16 protein-coding genes are annotated in these 19292 nt (G+C 69.6%); 7 read left to right on the forward strand and 9 right to left on the reverse strand.

The annotated features are described in order from the left end of the window. Window positions 1-55 precede the first annotated feature (55 nt). Complete coding sequence (locus BLW76_RS04400; protein ID WP_091304557.1) at window positions 56-1150, reverse strand: adenosine deaminase; 1095 nt, start codon at window positions 1148-1150, stop codon at window positions 56-58. Window positions 1151-1363: 213 nt separating this feature from the next. Between BLW76_RS04400 and BLW76_RS04405 the strand changes: the two genes are divergently transcribed. Together BLW76_RS04405 and BLW76_RS04410 are read left to right on the forward strand one after the other, a co-directional pair. After that, entirely contained in the window at window positions 1364-2488 is a 1125-nt protein-coding gene (locus BLW76_RS04405) for a coiled-coil domain-containing protein (protein ID WP_091304558.1), read from the forward strand. Between the two features lie 294 nt (window positions 2489-2782). Continuing rightward, entirely contained in the window at window positions 2783-3307 is a 525-nt protein-coding gene (locus BLW76_RS04410; protein ID WP_091304559.1) for a hypothetical protein, read from the forward strand. On the opposite strand, the gene BLW76_RS04415 is transcribed toward BLW76_RS04410, so the two are convergent. The 7 genes from BLW76_RS04415 to BLW76_RS04445 all read right to left on the reverse strand — a co-directional run bounded on the left by BLW76_RS04415 (window position 3304) and on the right by BLW76_RS04445 (window position 12759). Further along, window positions 3304-4581: a thymidine phosphorylase gene (locus BLW76_RS04415; RefSeq protein ID WP_091304560.1), complete on the reverse strand. Its 1278-nt coding sequence runs from the start codon at window positions 4579-4581 to the stop codon at window positions 3304-3306. The two genes, BLW76_RS04410 and BLW76_RS04415, sit on opposite strands and share 4 nt — an antisense overlap. Then, the gene (locus BLW76_RS04420; RefSeq protein ID WP_091304561.1) at window positions 4578-4970 is read right to left on the reverse strand and encodes a cytidine deaminase; all 393 of its coding nucleotides are present in this window, start codon (window positions 4968-4970) and stop codon (window positions 4578-4580) included. The genes BLW76_RS04415 and BLW76_RS04420 overlap by 4 nt, the downstream gene beginning before the upstream one ends. Then, window positions 4970-6199: an ABC transporter permease gene (locus tag BLW76_RS04425; protein ID WP_091304756.1), complete on the reverse strand. Its 1230-nt coding sequence runs from the start codon at window positions 6197-6199 to the stop codon at window positions 4970-4972. The genes BLW76_RS04420 and BLW76_RS04425 overlap by 1 nt, the downstream gene beginning before the upstream one ends. 32 nt (window positions 6200-6231) lie before the next feature. After that, entirely contained in the window at window positions 6232-7323 is a 1092-nt protein-coding gene (locus tag BLW76_RS04430) for an ABC transporter permease (RefSeq protein ID WP_091304562.1), read from the reverse strand. Beyond that, complete coding sequence (locus tag BLW76_RS04435) at window positions 7320-8891, reverse strand: ABC transporter ATP-binding protein (protein ID WP_091304563.1); 1572 nt, start codon at window positions 8889-8891, stop codon at window positions 7320-7322. The genes BLW76_RS04430 and BLW76_RS04435 overlap by 4 nt, the downstream gene beginning before the upstream one ends. A 78-nt stretch (window positions 8892-8969) precedes the next feature. After that, window positions 8970-10112 (reverse strand): BMP family lipoprotein, encoded by a 1143-nt coding sequence (locus BLW76_RS04440; RefSeq protein ID WP_091304564.1) that lies wholly within the window; start codon window positions 10110-10112, stop codon window positions 8970-8972. Between the two features lie 655 nt (window positions 10113-10767). Further along, entirely contained in the window at window positions 10768-12759 is a 1992-nt protein-coding gene (locus BLW76_RS04445) for an NPCBM/NEW2 domain-containing protein (protein WP_091304565.1), read from the reverse strand. 395 nt (window positions 12760-13154) lie between these two features. Between BLW76_RS04445 and sdhC the strand changes: the two genes are divergently transcribed. From sdhC to BLW76_RS04470, 5 genes are all read left to right on the forward strand, one after another. Next, a complete protein-coding gene (gene sdhC, locus BLW76_RS04450) occupies window positions 13155-13598 on the forward strand; it encodes a succinate dehydrogenase, cytochrome b556 subunit (RefSeq protein WP_091304566.1) in 444 nt (147 codons plus the stop codon). Between the two features lies 1 nt (window position 13599). Then, window positions 13600-14013 carry a succinate dehydrogenase hydrophobic membrane anchor subunit gene (locus BLW76_RS04455; RefSeq protein ID WP_091304567.1) on the forward strand — a complete coding sequence of 138 codons (414 nt, stop codon included), beginning with the start codon at window positions 13600-13602 and terminating at the stop codon, window positions 14011-14013. Between the two features lie 19 nt (window positions 14014-14032). Then, window positions 14033-15787, forward strand: a complete 1755-nt coding sequence (sdhA, locus tag BLW76_RS04460) for a succinate dehydrogenase flavoprotein subunit (RefSeq protein ID WP_091304568.1) — start codon at window positions 14033-14035, stop codon at window positions 15785-15787. Beyond that, window positions 15787-16557: a succinate dehydrogenase iron-sulfur subunit gene (locus BLW76_RS04465; protein ID WP_091304569.1), complete on the forward strand. Its 771-nt coding sequence runs from the start codon at window positions 15787-15789 to the stop codon at window positions 16555-16557. Before sdhA ends, BLW76_RS04465 begins: the two co-directional genes overlap by 1 nt. Before the next feature lie 130 nt (window positions 16558-16687). After that, entirely contained in the window at window positions 16688-17602 is a 915-nt protein-coding gene (locus tag BLW76_RS04470) for a hypothetical protein (protein ID WP_091304570.1), read from the forward strand. Between the two features lie 258 nt (window positions 17603-17860). Here BLW76_RS04470 and BLW76_RS04475 read toward each other — a convergent pair whose 3' ends face one another. Next, window positions 17861-19258 (reverse strand): S8 family peptidase, encoded by a 1398-nt coding sequence (locus BLW76_RS04475; protein WP_167384465.1) that lies wholly within the window; start codon window positions 19256-19258, stop codon window positions 17861-17863. Window positions 19259-19292: the final 34 nt, after the last annotated feature.

Below are 19292 nucleotides of genomic sequence, written 5' to 3' on the forward strand. Positions count from 1 at the left end.
CGATAGTTGGCATGACTAAGGACCGCAAGCGAGTTGCGGTCCGAAGCGGGGAGGGTCAGGCGAGGGCGGCGTACCCGGGCTTGATGACGTCGTCGATGAGCGCGAGCCGGGCGTCGAAATCGATGAACGCGGATTTCATCGCGTTGATCGTGAACCAGCGGAAGTCGTCGATACCATAGCCGAACGTCTCGTGCAGCGCGGCGAATTCGCTGGTCATCGTGCATCCGCTCATCAGCCGGTTGTCCGTGTTCACCGTCACCCGGAAGCGCAGCTTGGCGAGCAGGCCGATGGGATGCTCGGCGATCGAGCGGACCGTGCCTGTTTGGACGTTCGACGTCGGGCAGATCTCCAGGGGGATGCGGCGGTCCCGGACGTAGGCGGCCAACCGTCCAAGGTGGACCGTGCCGTCCGCGTCGGTCTTGATGTCCTCGGCGATGCGCACGCCGTGCCCGAGCCGCTCGGCGCCGCAGTGCTGAATCGCTTCCCAAATGGACGGCAAACCGAAAGCTTCCCCCGCATGAATGGTGAAGTGCGCATTGTTCTGACGCAGGTATTCGAACGCGTCCAGATTGCGGGTCGGCGGGAATCCGTCCTCGGGGCCGGCGATGTCGAACCCGGCCACGCCGGCGTCGCGGTAGCGGACGGCCAGGTTCGCGATCTCGAGCGCGCGGGCGTGCTGGCGCATCGCGCAGAGCAACGTCCCGACGCGGATCGTGCCGCCGTTCGCGGCTACCCGCCGTGCGCCCTCCGTGAACCCCGCCTGGACAGCCTCAACCACCGCATCGAGTGACAGACCGCGTTCGACGAACAACTCCGGGGCGTAGCGCACCTCGGCGTAGACGACGCCGTCGGCGGCCAGGTCCTCGACCGCCTCCGCGGCGACCCTGACCAGCGCTTCCTCCGTCTGCATCACCCCGCAGGTGTGCGCGAAGGTCTCGAGGTAGGAAACGAGTGAGCCGGAGTCGGCCGCTCGGCGGAACCAGTTGCCCAGCTCGGCCGGGTCGGTGGTGGGCAAACCGGCATAACCGGTCGCGTCGGCGAGCTCGGCGACGGTCGCCGGGCGCAGGCCGCCGTCGAGGTGGTCGTGCAGCAGCACCTTGGGTGCGCGGCGGAGTGTCTCGGTGGGCAGAACAGGGCTTTCGTCAGGCATCCCCCAACGGTAACCTCGTTGTCATTCCCCTACATGGCCGTAACTCTCAGGCTCGGGCTAACCCTCAGCGTTGAGGATCATGTCCCGAATCGGCCATCCGGGGGCAGCCTCCGCAATAGCCTCTTCACGGGGGCCATACAGACAGCAATTTTTGCAATCGATAAGCTTCGTGGCACGTCCCTCCATTTCCCCGCCGACGAAGGACACACAGCAGTGACCACTGACAACCACATTGCCGCCCCGTCCTTCGACCGGATGCGCAACATGCTGGTGCGCGCGGCCGAAGTGCGTGAGAGCGAGCAGCAGCAGATCTTCGACGCGCTCGACGACATCTACGCCCGCCTCGCGCCGGTGGACTCGCTGGGCGCGGTCCGCAAGCGGCTGTCCGAAATGCCCGACCGCACCGAGGTCAGCGTCCTGGCCGAGCGCCTCGACGAGACGATGTCCCGCCTCGAGGCCCAGGACACCGCGATCGCCGCGCTGACCCGCGCCGTCGAGAGCATCGTCGACAAGCTCGCCAAGCCCTTCGCGCAGCTCGACGGCCGTCTCGACGGCGTCGCCGCCCGCTTCGAGGGTGTCGCCGGCCGGATGGACGGGCTCGAGGACAAGCTCCAGAACATCCACCGCCGGCTCGACGAGCTGGGCGGCCACCTCGACAAGCAGGACGCGAAGCTCGAGTCGCTGCCGCAGTCGGTGCACGGCCCGGTCCGCGAGCGGATCGAGCAGGCCGAGTCGACGCTGCGCGAGCGCGTCGACACCACCGACCACGAGCTGCGGAGCAAGGTCGACGAGCTCAGCCGCGTCACGCAGGAACGCGTCGGCGAGCTGGGCCGCACCACGCACGAGCGGATCGACGCGAACACCGAGGCGCTCAAGGTCGCGCTGACCGAGACCGGCGAGATGATCGACGCGTCCGACCGGCTGGAGAACCTGGGCAACCGGCTCGAAACGGTCACCACCCGCCTCGACGACCTGGCCTCCCGCCTCGACAAGGTCGAGGACGGCTTCATGGCGAGCCTCGGCGACCTCGACGGCACGGTGAAGAGCGGCCTGGCGAAGGTCGAGGGCACGCTGTCGAAGCAGCCGGACACCGACTCGGTCGACTCGCTGGTCCGCAAGAGCAACGACGAGAGCGTCCGCCGCATCGGCGGCCAGCTCGACGAGGCGATGGCGACGTTCGCGGAGCTGATGCTCGGCGGCGGCCCGGCGGTGCAGCAGATCGCCCCGCCCCCGCCGGCCCCGCGCCAGCCGCGGCGCAGCTCGCGCAACGGCCGCGCCCCGAAGCCGGCCGACGCCAAGGCCAAGACGGGCGAAGGCTCGGAAGAGGCCACGGAGTAGGGCTCACACGTGAGGAAGGCCCCCGCCGGACGTACCCGGCGGGGGCTTTCCCGTCTCCGGCGTGATCCGGGCCGGGACTCGCGTGATCCGGGCCGGAACTCGCGTGACTGGAGACGGAACTCGCGTGATCGGGGCCGGGACTCGTGAGAACGACCTGGGACCTCACTCGAACGGGTGATCATCTCCGCGATCGTGATCACATCACGGCAAGCACCAGAGCACGTTGGAAGACGCTCGCGGCCGGCGATCTTCGCGACCCTCGGAGTCCGTCACTGCCGAAGAGGGGAACTCGCGATGAAGTCTGTCCGCAGGATTGGCACGATCCTGGCCGCCGTGGCCACCGCCGCCGGGTTGGGGCTGGTCGCCCCCGTCGCGGCCGAAGCCGGGACCGTCTCGGTCACCTGGGGTTGCGGCACCATCGGCGGCCCCGCCGGGATCAAGACCTTCGAAATCACCGTGACCGCTCCGGCGACCGCCACCGCCGGGCAGGCCGTCACCGTGCACGCCGACCTCACGCAGGTCGCGCCGGCATGGGCCGGCGGCACCGAACCCGCCGGGAAGTACACCGGCTACATCGTGCTCGACCTCGGTGGCGCCGCCTCGGGCCGGGTCGACGCCACCGGGATGACCAACCCTGTCATCCAGCCCGGCACGCCCTTCCGGCTGACCGGGGGCACCGGTCAGGTCACGCTGCCCGCCGCCGGGCAGGTCACCCTGGCGACGAGCAGCTACGTCCTCTACTACAGCACCGGCACCTTCATCGCCTCCTGCGGCGGCAGCGGCACCAAGCCGGTCGCCGCCACGATCCAGGTGTCCTAGCCCCGCACGGTCTCCCGGACGATCGGTCCCGGCGCGGGTGCCTCCGAAGCGATCGAGAACCCGCCTTCGAGCGCGGCCAGCGCCGCCGGGACCGCGTCCGGGGTGTCCGTGTGCAGCTCCAGCAGGGGCTGACCGGACGTGACGGTGTCGCCGGGCTTGGCCAGGCACAGCACGCCCGCCGCCGCCTGGACCGGGTCCTCCTTGCGGGCCCGGCCGGCACCCAGCCGCCAGGCCGCGACGCCCACCGCGTACGCGTCCAGCGAAGCCAGCACGCCCGACGAAGGCGCCTCGACGACGTGAACGTGCGAAGGCGTCGGCAGAGCGGCCGAGGGGTCGCCACCCTGGGCCGAGATCATCCGGCACCAGACCTCGTACGCCTCACCGGACGCCAGCACGGCGGCCGGGTCCACGTCGAGACCGGCCAGCGCCAGCATCTCCCGGGCCAGAGCCACCGTCAGCTCGACCACGTCCGAGGGGCCGCCGCCCTGCAAGACGGAAACCGACTCCGCGACCTCCACCGCGTTGCCGACCGCCCGCCCGAGCGGGACGTTCATGTCGGTCAGCAGGGCCGTCGTCGGGACGCCGTGATCGGCCCCGATCGAGGTCAGCGCGGCAGCCAGCGAGCGCGCCTGGTCGAGCGTCTTCATGAACGCGCCCGACCCGAACTTCACGTCCAGGACCAGCCCCGACGCGCCTTCCGCGATCTTCTTGCTCATGATCGAGCTGGCGATCAGCGGGATCGACTCCACAGTGGACGTGACGTCCCGCAGCGCGTACAGCTTCTTGTCCGCCGGGGCCAGCCCGGACGTCGCCGCGCAGACCACCGCGCCGACGTCCTCCAGCTGCGCCTGAATTTCCGAAGTGGACAGTGCGGCCCGCCAGCCCGGGATCGACTCCAGCTTGTCCAGCGTCCCGCCCGTGTGCCCGAGACCGCGCCCGGACAGCTGCGGCACCGCCGCGCCACACGCGGCCACCAGCGGCGCCAGCGGCAGCGTGATCTTGTCGCCGACGCCGCCCGTCGAGTGCTTGTCGACCGTCGGGCGCGAGACGTCCAAAGACAGCCGCTCCCCCGACGCGATCATCGCGTGCGTCCACCGCGAGATCTCGGCCGAGGTCATCCCCCGCAGGAAGATCGCCATGGCCAGCGCCGACATCTGCTCTTCGGCGACGTCACCACGGGTGTACGCGTCGATGACCCAGTCGATCTGCTCGTCGGACAGCGTCCCGCCGTCCCGTTTCGTCCGGATGACGTCGACCGCCGCGAACGCGCTCACGGCAGGTCGTCCGGGCCGAAGGCGTCCGGCAGGACATCGGACATCGGCAGGATGCCGCTGGGCGTGTCGACCAAACAAGACGATCCGCCCAGCTCGAACAGGATCTGCCGGCAGCGCCCGCACGGCATCAGCAGGTCACCGGCACCGGACCGGCAGGCGACGGCGACCAGGCGACCGCCGCCGGACAGCCGCAGCTGGCCGGCCATCGTGCACTCCGCGCACAGTCCGAGGCCGTAGGAAGCGTTTTCGACGTTGCACCCGGTCACGACCCGGCCGTCGTCGACGATCCCGGCGACCCCGACGTGCAGGCCCGAATAAGGCGCGTACGCATGGGAAGCCGCTTCGATCGCCTGGGAACGCAGAGCGTCCCAATCCACAGTGGACGTCATCAGTCTTCACCCCGTCGGTACGGCTGTCCGTCGGCCTTCGGCGGCCGCAGCCGCTGCGAGGCCACCGCCAGCACGATCAGCGTCACGAAGTGCGCGGTGTACGGGATCAGGTCGGACGGCAGCGTGTCGTTCGACCAGTAGATCGCGTACAGCACGCCGGCGCCGATGACGCCGAGCCCGGCCGCGATCCACTGGCGGCGGAACAGCTGCACCACGACGATCACGCCGACCAGGATCACCGCGCCGTACAGCAGCGCGAGCACCGCCTCGCCGCCGCCGGCGAGCTGGAGGCCGTCGGCGTAGCCGAACAGGGCCGCGCCGCCGAGCAGGCCGCCCGGGCGCCAGTTGCCGAAGATCATCGCCGCGAGGCCGATGTACCCGCGGCCGTTCGTCTGGTTCTCCAGGTAGTCCGCGCCGCCGCGCAGCAGGACCAGCGACGCGCCGCCCATGCCGGCGAACGCGCCCGAGATGACCACGGCGACGTACTTGTGCAGGTAGACGTTGACGCCGAGGGACTCGGCGGCCACCGGGTTCTCGCCGCAGGAGCGCAGCCGCAGGCCGAAGCGCGTCCGCCAGAGCACCCAGAAGCTCACCGGCACCAGGATGATCGCGAGCATCGTCAGCGGCGCCACCTCGGTGACCAGGCCGCGCAGGATGCCGGCGACGTCGGAGATGCCGACGCGCTGCTCCTTCTCCAGGTCGCCCAGCCAGTCCGAGAGGAACGTCGCCGAGTAGGTGTCGAACTTCGGCACCACCGGCGACTGCCGCGGGTTGCCGGAGATCGGCGCGAAGATGAGGTTCGCCAGGTATTTGGTGATGCCCAGGCCGAGCAGGTTGATCGCGACACCGGAGACGATGTGGTTGACGTTGAACGTCACCGTCGCCACCGCGTGCAGCAGCCCGCCGAGCGCACCGAACACGATCGCGGCGATCAGACCGGACCAGACACCGCCGTAGTACGAACCCCAGGCGGCGCCCCAGGTGCCGAGGATCATCATGCCCTCGAGACCGATGTTGACGACGCCGGCGCGTTCGGCCCAGAGGCCGCCCAGCGCACACAACAGGATCGGCAGTGCCAGGCGCAACGCCGTCTGCGCGGTGTTCGACGACGTCAGCGCGGCGACGCCGGTGGAGTACGACGCCGTCGAGATGACGGCGATGGCGACCACGGCCCAGATCACGCCGCGCAGCCAGCCGGGGATCCGGCCCCGCTTGCGCTGCACCGGCATGGTCGAGCCGGATTCGGGAGCGACGTCGGTGATCACACCGCACCCCCTTCGCTGACCGAGGAACCCTTGCGGCCGGCGAGCGCGCGGCCCACCCTCCGTTGTTCGGCCGCGAGGTCGGCGCGTCGCACGATCTCGTACGCCACGACGACCGACAGCACGATGATGCCCTGCATGATCGTCGCGATCTCCTTGGACACGTTGATCTGCTCCAGCGACACCGCGGAGGTGTCGAGGAACGCCCACAGCAGCGCGCCGAGCGCGATGCCGCCGGGGTGGTTGCGGCCGAGCAGCGCGACCGCGATGCCGGTGAAGCCGTACATCTGGGTCGCGGTGATGCCGTAGGTGTAGTCGCGGCCGAGCAGCTCCGGCATGGCGACCAGACCCGCGACGCCACCGGAAAGCAGCATCGCGATCAGCGTCATCTTCTTGGCGTTGACGCCACCGGCGGCGGCCGCGGTGGTGGATTCGCCGGACGCCTTGAGCTCGAAGCCGAACCGCGTGCGGTTGAGCATGAACCAGTAGGCACCGCCGACGATCGCGGCGATGAAGACGAAGCCGAAGAGCGTGCCCGAGCCGAGCGGGATGCCCGGGATCCGGCCCGACGGCTCGATCACGCGGGTGCCGATGTTGTTGCCGGTCTGCACGCCGAACTGGTCGGCGTTGATGAGGAACGCGATGATGCCGGCGACGATCGCGTTGAGCATGATCGTCGAGATGACCTCGCTGACCCCGCGGGTCACCTTGAGGATCGCCGGGATCGCCGCGTACGCCATGCCCGCGACGACCGCGACCACCAGGATCGCGAGGACGTGGATCACCGGCGGCAGCTGCATCGCGCCACCGGCGATCGCGGCGACGACGGCGGCGAACCGGTACTGGCCCTCGACACCGATGTTGAACAGGTTCATCTGGAAGCCGATGGCGACCGCGAGCCCGGACAGGTAGTACACGGTCGCGAGGTTCACGGTGTCGACCGAGGTCGAGCCCTTGAACATCTGGCCGATCATCGTGCCGTACGCCTGGAGCGGGTCGGCCCCGGAAATGATCAGCGCGATCGCCGACAGCAGCACGGCGAAGACGATCGCCAGCAGCGGTGGCAGCAGTTTCGTGCGCCAGGAGGTCATTCTTCGTCACCCTCTCCCGCGCCGGTCATCGCGGAGCCCAGTTCCTGCGGCGTCACGGTGGCGGGGTCGGCCTCGCTCACGAGGCGTCCGCGCAGCATGACCCGGATCGTGTCGGACAGGCCGATCAGCTCGTCGAGGTCGGCGGAGATCAGCAGCACCGCGAGGCCGTCGGCGCGGGCCTGGCGGATGTTCTCCCAGATCAGCGCCTGCGCGCCGACGTCGACACCGCGCGTCGGGTGCGACGCGATGAGCAGCACCGGGTTGCCGGACAGCTCGCGCCCGACGATCAGCTTCTGCTGGTTGCCGCCGGAGAGCGCCGCGGCCGGGACGTCGATGCCCGGCGTGCGGACGTCGTAGTCGCGGACGATCCGCTCGGTGTCGGCGCGGGCGCCCGCGATGTCGAGCAGCTGGCCCTTCGAGACCGGCTCGCGGGTCTGGTAGCCGAGGATCCGGTTGACCCACAACGGTTGCGTGAGCAGCAGGCTGTGCCGCGTGCGGTCCTCGGCGATGTAGCCGATGCCGGCCTCGCGCCGCGCCAGCGTCCCGGCCTTGGTGATATCCCTCGAACGCCCCTCAGCATCAACCAGCTCGATCGTGCCGCCGGTCGGCTTCCGCATGCCCATGATCGTCTCGACGAGCTCGGTCTGGCCGTTGCCCTCGACACCGGCGATGCCGAGCACCTCGCCCGCGTGCACGGTGAAGGAGACGTCGTCGAGCGCGTTGCGGTCGGAGCCCTCGGCGCCCAGCGTGAGCCCGGTCAGCCGCAGCACGTCCCGGTCGGTGACCGTGGACTCGCGGGTCTCCGGGCTGGGCAGCTCGGAGCCGACCATCATCTCCGCGAGCTGGCGGGAGGTGATGGTCTTCGGGTCGGCGGTGCCGACGGTGGTGCCGCGCCGGATCACCGTGACGGTGTCGGCGATCGCGCGCACCTCGTCGAGCTTGTGCGAGATGAAGAGGAACGTGTAGCCGCCGTCCTTCATCTCCCGCACGGTGTCGAAGAGCGCGTCGACCTCCTGCGGGACGAGGACCGCGGTCGGCTCGTCGAGGATGATGATCTTCGCCCCGCGGTAGAGCACCTTGACGATCTCGACGCGCTGGCGGTCGGCGACGCCGAGCTCTTCCAGCAGCGTCTCCGGCTTGGCGTGCAGGCCGGTGCGCTCGGCGAGCTCGGCCAGCCGGGCGCGGGCGGCGCGGCCGATGCCGTGCAGGGCCTCGGCGCCGAGGAAGACGTTCTCACCGACGGTGAGGTTGTCGGCGAGCATGAAGTGCTGGTGCACCATGCCGATGCCGGCGCGGATGGCGTCCTGCGGGTTGCGCAGCTTCACCTCTTCGCCGTTGATCGCGACGGTGCCCTCGTCCGGCGGCTGCATGCCGTACAGGATCTTCATCAGGGTGGATTTGCCGGCGCCGTTCTCGCCACAGATGGCGTGCACCTCGCCCGCGGCGACGGTGAGGTTGACGTCGGAGTTGGCCACCACGCCGGGAAAGCGCTTGGTGATCCCGGTCAGCTGGACGGCGGGGGCGCCCCGGTCGGGGACGGCCTCGGCCGGGGCCTCGGCTGTGCTCATGGGCGGGAGAATTCCATATCTCTGGAACGCGTGAGGGGCCCGGAGGAGAATTCCTCCGAGCCCCGGACACGTTGTGAGCTACTTCTGCGGCTTGTCCGAAACGGTGATCTGGCCCGCGATGATCTGGGCCTTGTAGCCGTCCAGGACGTCCTTGATGTCGTCGATCTTGCCACCGGAGGTGGCGTAGCCGACGCCGTCGACCTTGAGGTCGAACCGCTTCGGCAGGGTCGTCAGGTCGCCCTTGGCGACGGCCTGCACGTAGTCGAACACCGCGACGTCGACGCGCTTGAGCATGGACGTGATGATGACGTCCTTGTCGGCCTCGACGGTCTTCTGGTTGTACTGGTCGGAGTCGACCCCGATGGCCAGCGCGTTGCCTGCCTTCGCGGCGTCGAACACGCCCTTGCCCGAGGCGCCCGCGGCGTGGTAGATCACGTCCGCGCCCTTGGCGATCTCGGCCGCGGCCTTCGCGTTGCCCTTCGGCGGGTCCTGGAACCCGGAGAAGTCGCCGGCCGGGGTGAGGTACTCGTCCTCGATCTTGATCTTGTTCGAAACGGTCTTCGCACCCTGCAGGAAGCCGGCCTCGAACTTCTGGATCAGCGGGGTGTTGACACCGCCGACGAAGCCGATGTGGCAGTTCTTGCTCTTGTAGGCGGCGGCGACGCCGGCCAGGAACGAGCCCTGCTCCTCGGCGAAGACCAGCGACGTCACGTTCGGCAGCGTGATCGAGTCGTCGTCGACGATGGCGAACTTGGTGTTCGGGTACTTGGCCGCGACGACCTTGACCGACGGCGCGTAGGCGAAGCCGACCGCGATGATCGGGTTCAGGCCCGAGGCGGCCATCTGGTCGAGGCGCTGCTGCTTGGCCGACTCGGCCTCGCTGGAGCCGGCGGTGCTCTCGCTGACCGTCGTCACGCCGAGCTCGGCCTTCGCCTTGTCGGTGCCCGCGGCGGCGGCGTCGTTGAACGACGCGTCACCCCGGCCGCCGACGTCGAAGGCCAGGCCGATCTTCAGCTTGCTGCCGTCGACCTTCTCGCCGGCCGCGGCCGTGCTGCTGGCCGCGGCGGGCGCGGCGGGCGGCTTCGGCGCGGTGACGCAGTCGGAACCACCCGTCGAGGCGGCGGTGTTGTTCGAGCTGTTACCACCGCCGGAGTCCTTGGCGCACCCGGCCAGGGTGAGCACCCCGGCCATGGCCGCGGCGGCCAGCGCGGTTCCACGCATGCGACGCAACGTGTTTCTCCCTCCCCGCTGATCCAGCGGACGATCAGGGCACGACCCGGCCCTACTGCCGGGTCGACCGCCAGACCGTACCCGCCGGACAGGAATGCGCCATAGGAAAGGCACGCTACGTAACACAAACGTTTACTCACGAGTCGCACGCGCGACGAACTGGACACCGAACGTGATCACCGAGCCTACTCAAGGCTACTTTCGGCGGGTTGTTTCGCTTGGGGACGGTGAAAATGCCGGTTCGTGTCACTCAGTGTGCCGGGCTGACCGAAGGATGGGCCAGCCCGGTCACTCTGTGAGATGACGAGGAATCAGCCGCAGGTGAGCCGGGCGGCGGGGTCTCCCCCGCGGCGGAGGCGCCTGCAGCCTCCGTGGCGGGTCGCTCGCCGACCACCGCGGCGGAGGCGCCTGCGGCTTCTGCGGCGGGGCTTCGGCTCGCCCGGGCACCACGGCGGACCGGGCCGGGGCCGCCGCCGCAGGTCGGCCGAGCGGCGGCCCGATCATTGCGGCCGAGCGGCCGCCCGATCATTGCGGCCGAGCGGCGGCCCGGTCGCCGCGGCGGAGCGGCGGCCCCCGCGAGCCCGCACGGCTTCCGCGACACCGGGGCCCGAGTCCGCGAGCGCGGGAGGTCGCGCCGCAGCAGGAATCAGCCGCAGGTGAGCCGGGCGGCGGCCCAGTCGGCGCGGTCGTAGGAGTTGCCGTCGCCGCCGTCGGTGACGACCAGCCGCAGGTACTTCGCGCCGTGGAGGTCCGCGGCGAGCGGCACCGCCGGGTCCTGCCACGTGCGCACGCCGGTCGCCGCCACCCGGACGCCGTCCGCGTAGACCTCGAACGTCACCGAGCCCTGCTTGTTCGTCGCCTCGCGCTCGTCGTCGACGCCGACGTCCGCGGTGAACGCCGTGCAGCGGCCGCCGACGTGGAAGACGGCCTCGCTCGGCGCGTGCGCACCCAGGCCCTTCGGGTAAACGACGCCGTTGATGGTCAGCGGCTTGCCGTCGCCGGCCGGGACGCTGCCGTTGGACATGTCCCGCTCGATCGGGCCGTAACCGTTCTTCTCGGCCGCCCAGCGCAGGTCGCTGGCGAACGCCGACGTCGCGGGCGGCGCCGCGGGCACGGTCAGCTGCTGTTCACCGGACCAGGTGACCGGCCCGAACCCGAGCGCGCGGTAGGTGACGCCGCCGCGGAGCGCCGCCGTCGTCCCTTCGGTCCCGGCGGGCGGCGTCACCCGCCAGCGCCCGGCCGCGGTCTCGCCGGTGCCGAGCACGACCTTCCGCGGCCGCGCCACCTGCTCGACGCGCCAGCCCGCGGGCGCGGTGAGCGTCACCCGCGGGTCGAACACCGGGACACGGGCCTCGTCGGTCGCGGACACCGTCACCTCGAAGGGCTGCCCGGCGGGCGTGATCTCACCCGGGACACCCGGCACCGACGGGACGACCTCGACGCCGCTGCTCACCAGCGGCGCGTTCCGCCACCACTGGCCGCCCGCGTGGACGCGGTAGACGACCGTCGCGTGCGGCGGGACGACCGCGGAGATCCGGCCCGCCGTCTGGAGGTCGCGGTGCGCCCAGAGGTCTCGCGCGGTGTAGCCCGCGGCGCGAGGCAGCCCGGCGGCGGCCGCGGTGGTGCCGATCGTCGCGCTCGACGTCGTCTCGTTGAACAGCGCGATCGCCACGTCCCCGTTGTCCAGGGGCTTCGCGAACACCCAGTGTCCGTCCTGGTTGGACAGCACGCGGGCCTGGACGCCGCGGCGGTCCTGGTCGAGGGCGATGACCTCGGTGTTGCGCAGGACGTCGAAGTTCGCCGGCGACACCTTGCGCAGGTCGGCGCCGATGAGCAGCGGGGCGGCCATCATCGCCCACAGCGAGAAGTGCGAGCGGTACTCCTCGGTCGTCATCCCGCCGTTGCCGACCTCGAGCATGTCGGGGTCGTTCCAGCGCCCCGGCCCGGCGTACGGCGCCAGCGGCGCGTTCGCCTTGAGGATCTGGACCACCTTCGCCCAGTTGTCCTTGATGTCGCCGGTGGTGCGCCAGAGGTGCCCGACGTCGGCGCCCCACGTCCACGGCTTGTTCTCGCCCCACTCGCACAGCGAGTACACGATCGGGCGACCGGTCTTCTTCAGGGCGTCGCGCATCTTCGTGTAGCGCTCGAGGGCGGGCCGTCCCTGGTTGTTGCAGTTGTCGTACTTGAGGTAGTCGACACCCCAGTCGGCGAACGCCTGCGCGTCGACGTCTTCGTGGTCGAGCGCGCCGGGCATGGTCTTCGCGCAGGTCAGCGTGCCCGCGCTGGTGTAGATGCCGAACTTGAGCCCCTTCGCGTGGACGTAGTCGGCGAGCGCCTTGATGCCGCTCGGGAACCGGGCCTTGTTGGCCTGCAGGCGCCCGTCGGCGTCCCGCTGCGGCTCGGCCCAGCAGTCGTCGACGTTGACGTACTCGTAGCCGGCCGCCTTGAGTCCTTTGTCGACGAAGATGTCGGCGGTGTCGCGGATCAGCTGCTCGTCGACGGCGCAGCCGGTGGTGTTCCAGTTGTTGAAGCCCATCGGAGGTGTCAGCGCCAGGCCGTCGGGCAGTGCCTGCGCGGGCGTGACCGACACCACGGGCAGCAGGGCCGCGATGGCGATCACCAAGCCGAGTCGTCGCACCAGAACGTCACCCCATCGTGAGAGATCCGATGTTTGCCCGAGCGACGCTAGGGACGACGTCGCTATCGGTCAATGACAGCCGGGAACCACCAGCCTTTCGGCGTAGCGCATCAGATATCAGATCTTTCAGAGGTCAGATGACCGGTCAGTGGGACACGCGCCAGGGCGGCACCGCCGAGTGCGCTGCACCACACCGCCGGGTGGCGGGGCGCGAGTACCGGTGTCTGGTCCATCACAGAGGGGAACCCGGAGGTGAGCCGCATTCCGGGGGCGGGTCTAGCATCCGATTCATCCAGGCTCGATGACGTTGATCTCGGCATAGCCGCCGTTCCCGCGGCGACAGCGGACCTCACCGGCCACCGGGCGCACAGTCAGACGTTGGAGGCCGTTCACCGATGTCCACCACGGCGAGCACCGCCCCAGAGGCGGCGGCGAGCGATCGGGCGGGTGCCTCACGCCGGCAGGGGACCTTCTACCGGGGTGACCCCGGCATGTGGTCCTGGGTCCTGCACCGCATCACCGGCGTGCTCACATTCTTCTTCCTGTTCGTGCACGTGCTCGACACCGCGCTGGTGCGCGTGTCGCCGAACACCTACGACCAGGTCATCGAGACCTACAAGACGCCGATCGTCAACCTCCTGGAGGTCGGCCTGGTCGGCGCGGTGCTGTTCCACGCGCTCAACGGCATCCGGGTCATGCTGGTCGACTTCTGGTCGAAGGGCCCGCAGCTGCAGAAGGCCATGACGTGGGTGATCGGCGTGGTCTGGGTCGTGGTGATGGTCCCCGGTGCGTTCTTCATGCTGAAGCGCACCGCCGAAATGCTCTTCGGGGGTAACTGACATGGCCGACCTCGCGCTCGCCAACCCCCGCGCGCCGAAGCGGCCCGCCGCGCGCCGGAGCAACTTCGAGCTCTACAGCTGGCTGTTCATGCGGATCTCCGGCCTCGCGCTGGTCATCCTGGTGCTCGGCCACCTGCTGATCATGAACATCCTCGACGGCGGTGTGCACCGGATCAACTGGGGCTTCGTCGCCGGCCGCTGGGCCTCGCCGTTCTGGCAGTTCTGGGACCTGTCGATGCTGTGGCTCGCCGAGATCCACGGCGGCAACGGGCTGCGCACGATCATCGACGACTACGCCCGCAAGGACAGCACGCGGTTCTGGCTGAAGATCCTGCTCTACGTCTCGATGGTGCTGATCCTGGCCGTCGGCACGATGGTGATCTTCACCTTCGACCCGAACATGCCCGCGAACTGAAGCCCGGAGAGCTCCCACCATGCAGTTCCACAAGTACGACGTGGTGATCGTCGGCGCCGGCGGCGCCGGCATGCGCGCGGCCATCGAGTCCGGCCAGCGCGCCCGCACCGCGGTCCTCACCAAGCTCTACCCGACCCGGTCCCACACCGGCGCGGCCCAGGGCGGCATGTGCGCCGCGCTGGCGAACGTCGAAGAGGACAACTGGGAGTGGCACACCTTCGACACGGTCAAGGGCGGCGACTACCTCGTCGACCAGGACGCCGCGGAGATCATGGCCAAGGAGGCCATCGACGCGGTGCTCGACCTGGAGAAGATGGGCCTGCCGTTCAACCGCACGCCCGAGGGCAAGATCGACCAGCGGCGGTTCGGCGGCCACACGCGTGACCACGGCAAGGCCGCGGTGCGCCGCGCCTGCTACGCCGCGGACCGCACCGGCCACATGATCCTGCAGACGCTGTACCAGAACTGCGTCAAGCACGGCACGGAGTTCTTCAACGAGTTCTACGTGCTCGACCTGGTCCTGTCCGAGGACGACAACGGCAACCCGATCGCCTCGGGTGTCGTCGCCTACGAGCTGGCCACCGGCGAGCTGCACGTGTTCCAGGCGAAGTCCATCGTGTTCGCCACCGGCGGCGCGGGCAAGATCTTCAAGACGACGTCGAACGCGCACACCCTCACCGGTGACGGCCTCGGCATCATCTTCCGCAAGGGCCTGCCGCTGGAGGACATGGAGTTCTTCCAGTTCCACCCGACCGGCCTCGCGGGCCTGGGGATCCTGATCTCGGAAGCCGTCCGCGGCGAGGGCGGGATCCTGCGCAACGCCTCCGGCGAGCGGTTCATGGAGCGCTACGCCCCGACCATCAAGGACCTCGCGCCGCGCGACATCGTGGCGCGCTCGATGGTGCAGGAAGTGCTGCAGGGCCGGGGTTGCGGCCCGAACAAGGACTACGTCGTCCTCGACGTCACGCACCTGCCGGTCGAGGTCCTCGAGACCAAGCTGCCGGACATCACCGAGTTCTCGCGCACCTACCTGGGCGTCGACCCGGTGAAGGAGCCGGTGCCGGTGTTCCCGACCTGCCACTACGTGATGGGCGGGATCCCGACCAACGTGCACGGCGAAGCGTTGCGGGACAACGAGAACGTCATCCCGGGCCTGTACGCCGCGGGCGAGGTCGCGTGCGTGTCCGTGCACGGTTCGAACCGGCTCGGCACGAACTCGCTGCTGGACATCAACGTGTTCGGCCGCCGCGCCGGCATCGCCGCCGCGGAGTACGCGCTGGCGCACGAGCACGTCGAGCTGCCGGAGAACCCGACCAAGCTGGTCGAGGAGCAGCTGTCGGGCCTGCTGTCGGAGCACGGCGACGAGCGCGTCGCCGACATCCGCAAGGAAATGCAGCAGACGATGGACTCGCACGCTTCGGTGTACCGGACCGAGGACACGCTGAAGCAGGCGCTGACCGACGTCCAGGCGCTGAAGGAGCGGTACCAGCGGATCACCGTGGCGGACAAGGGCAAGCGGTACAACACCGACCTGCTCGAGGCCGTCGAGCTGGGCTTCCTGCTGGAACTGGCCGAGGTCCTGGTCGTGGGCGCGCTGGCGCGCAAGGAGTCCCGCGGCGGCCACGCCCGCGAGGACTACCCGAACCGCGACGACACGAACTTCATGCGGCACACCATGGCCTACAAGCAGGGCACGGGGCTGTCGTCCGACATCCGGCTGGACTACAAGCCGGTCACCTTCACCCGCTACGAGCCGATGGAGCGGAAGTACTGATGACTAGTGTTGCTGAAGCTCCTGCGTCTTCCGCGTCCGACGAGCACACGCCGATCACGGTCACGCTGAAGATCCTGCGGTTCAACCCGGAGGTCGACACCGAGCCGCACTGGGAGTCCTACGACGTCCCGGCGCAGCGCACCGACCGGCTGCTGAACCTGCTGTTCTACGTCAAGGACTACATCGACGGCACGTTCTCGTTCCGCCGCTCGTGCGCCCACGGCGTCTGCGGGTCCGACGCGATGCAGATCAACGGCATCAACCGGCTCGCCTGCAAGGTCCTGATGAAGGACCTGCTGGAGAAGAACGGCAAGAAGACCACGATCACGATCGCCCCGATCAAGGGCCTGACGACGTTGAAGGACCTCTACGTCGACATGGACCCGTTCTTCGAGGCGTACCGCGCGATCAAGCCGTACCTGATCACCTACGGCAACGAGCCGACGCGCGAGCGCATCCAGTCCCAGGCCGACCGCGACCGCTTCGACGACACGACGAAGTGCATCCTCTGCGCCTGCTGCACGTCGTCCTGCCCGGTGTACTGGAACGACGGCTCGTACTTCGGCCCGGCGGCGATCGTCAACGCCCACCGCTTCATCTTCGACTCCCGCGACGAGGGGGCGGAGGAGCGCCTGGACATCCTGAACGACGGCGAAGGCGTCTGGCGCTGCCGCACGACGTTCAACTGCACGGACGCCTGCCCGCGCGGGATCCAGGTGACCAAGGCGATCCAGGAAGTGAAGCGCGCCCTGCTGTTCAAGCGCGTTTGAGTTTTCCGCAACATCGGAAGGCCCTCCGGCGACTCCTGCCGGAGGGCCTTTCGCCATTCTTTTGTCCTGGGCAACGGTGTGGGCGCTCGGCTAGCCTGAAGGGTCGACACGGACTACAGGATGCGAGCGTATGGGTGCTGGTTCGGAGCTCCGCCGCATTGTCGCCCGCAGACTGACACCCCTCGTCGCAGAACTCGAAGAACACGTCTTCCGCTACGGCTATTTCCGGTCCCTCGCCGGGGCGCTCGCCTCACTCGGCACGGTCGGCCTGCTCGGCCAGGTCCTCGGCCTGACCTGGTTGCGCGTCACCTTCGCGACCCTGGCCGCCGCCCTGTTCGTGCTGGTGAGCGCGCTTTCCTACGCCGGCACCCAACGCCTTCGCGGCAAGCTCGACCACATCGAACAGCTCCTGCACACCTACGCGAACCACATGCATTCCAGTTCACCGCTGTCGGTGCGGGAATGGCGGCAGGAAGTCGTCATCGAGGAAAACGGCGACGCGCACTGCCGCCGCGACCTGGTGCTCGACGCCGCGTCCAACGGAACGCTCAGGTACGTCTCGGTCAACCTCGTCTACTACGGCACCACGCGGCTGACCAACCGCGACCGGCGCAAGGTCCGGTGCCGCGCCTACCACGCCGGCGAGGACAACGCCGACGAGCGGACCCGCGCCAACGCCACGTCGGTGTGGACGTTCACCCGGGCCGGGAAGCCGAAGCTGGACATCTACATCCACCTGGGCACGGTGGTCCAGGCCGGTGACCTGATCACCGTCGAGTGGGACTGGCCGGGCTATTCGGCCGACCTGATGAACGGCACCGGCCCGGAGGAGTTCGACGTGCTGTTCAACAAGGAGATCGGCAAGTTCGAGCACCGGGTGGTCTTCCGGAACGTCCGGTCGCCCGCCGCGTTCAAGGTGCGCAACCAGGGCGCGCAGAACCTGCAACGGCACCGGCTCGGCCCGGACATCGTGGTGGAGTTCTCGGCGGAGACACCCGAGCTGGACACCCGGATGGGATTCATCGCCGACTATTCGCAGAGCTGAAATGAGAAAGCCCGGAGCCAGCAGCGCTCCGGGCGATGGGCCGACCTGATCGCGGGATCAGTTGCCGCCCGTCTCGGAGCCGCCTGACATGGAAATCCGTTCCCGAGCCGAAATTGTGGCTCATTGTTCGGGGCGTTGGTCCGGTCAGGTTACACCGGCGGCCAGGTGAAGTCTTCTTCTGCCACCACCCCGATTCAGTGATGACAGGGGGTGATCACCGGCCTCCTCCCCCAGGGGGAAGGAGGCCGGTCACCGCGGTCAGCGCACGGCGTCCAGGGCGTCGACCAGGCCGTGGCCGTAGAACGTGTTGTTCTTCGCCGGGCCCGTGCACGCCGGCTCGGTGGCCGCGCACTTCACCACGTCGGCTTCGCTCTCCAGCAGCTGGGCCAGCAGCCGCGGCGCGATCCCCCGGTGCCGGGACGCGATCAGCGCCGCCACGCCCGCCGCGTGCGGGGCGGCCATCGACGTGCCGCACTTCTCGCCGTACTGGCCGCCGACGACGGTCGACAGCGGGCACGCCGGGCCGGCGCCCTCCGGAGGCGTCTGGCCGAAGTCGCCGCCCGGGGCCGTGACGTCGATCCTGCCGTAGTTGCTGAAGCCCGACTTCGTACCCGCGTAGCCCACCGACGACACCGTCACCACGCCGTCGGCCATCCCCGGGAGGATGGCGCACGACGAGTCCACCGGGTGCGGGCGGTTCTTGTCGGTCGTCTGGTTCGTCAGGTCCAGGCTGTCGTTGCCCGCCGCCGCCACGTTGAGCACGCCGCGCCGGGTCGAGAAGTCGATCGCGCGGCGGACCGCTTCGAACGCCGCCGCGTCACCCGGCTGCTTCGGGCAGTAGAACAGGCCCGGGTCGATGTAGTAGCTGTTGTTCGTCACCGCGAACCCGTGCCGGGCCGCCCAGACGAAGCCGCACACCGCCGACTCCGGGAAGATGTAGCCCTCGTCGTTGATGACCTTCACCGAGGCCAGCCGCACGCCCGGCGCGACGCCGGTGAAGCCCGCCGCCGGGTCCTTGCCCGCGATCGTGCCCGCCACGTGCGTGCCGTGGTCCGACGTCGTCGGGGCCCAGGACGCCGGGGAGAGGTCCGGCGCGCCCGTCACGCAGCCGGCGGACGAGCGCGCGTCGACGGCGGTGCGCAGCGCCGGGTGCGTCGCCTCGATGCCCGAGTCGAGCACGCCGACGGTCACCGCGCGGCTGCCCTGGTAGATCTTGTTCGCTTCGGGCGCGTGGATGGCCTTCATGTCCCACTGCTGCGCGGCGAGGTCACCGGCGGCGGCCACGGACCGCGTGTCCTCCAGCGTCCGCACCGCGCCCCGCGAGCGGGCGGCGGCCGCGCCGCCTTGGGAAGCCACGTCCTTCGCGCCCGAATAGGCCCGGTAGACGCCGATCTTCTGCTGGAAGTCCGCGGTGCGCGAGCTCGCGATCGCGACGCCGATTTCGGCGTAGTAGGCGACCTTCGTGCCGCACTTGGCCGCCAGTTCCCGGTCGACGGCCGACTCGCGGGTGCCCGGCTGGTACGTCACGACGTAGGTGTACGGCGTGCTCGTCGTGTCGCAGGCGGCCGGTGCGGCCTCCGCGGCCGGGGCCGCCGCGAACAGGCCGCCTCCGACGGCCAGCACGAGCGGGGCCGCCATTCGACGTAAACGGGACATTCCACCTCCAGGTTCGGTGGCGCCAACCTAAACC

It is taken from the genome of Amycolatopsis tolypomycina, from assembly GCF_900105945.1.
GTDB lineage: Bacteria > Actinomycetota > Actinomycetes > Mycobacteriales > Pseudonocardiaceae > Amycolatopsis > Amycolatopsis tolypomycina.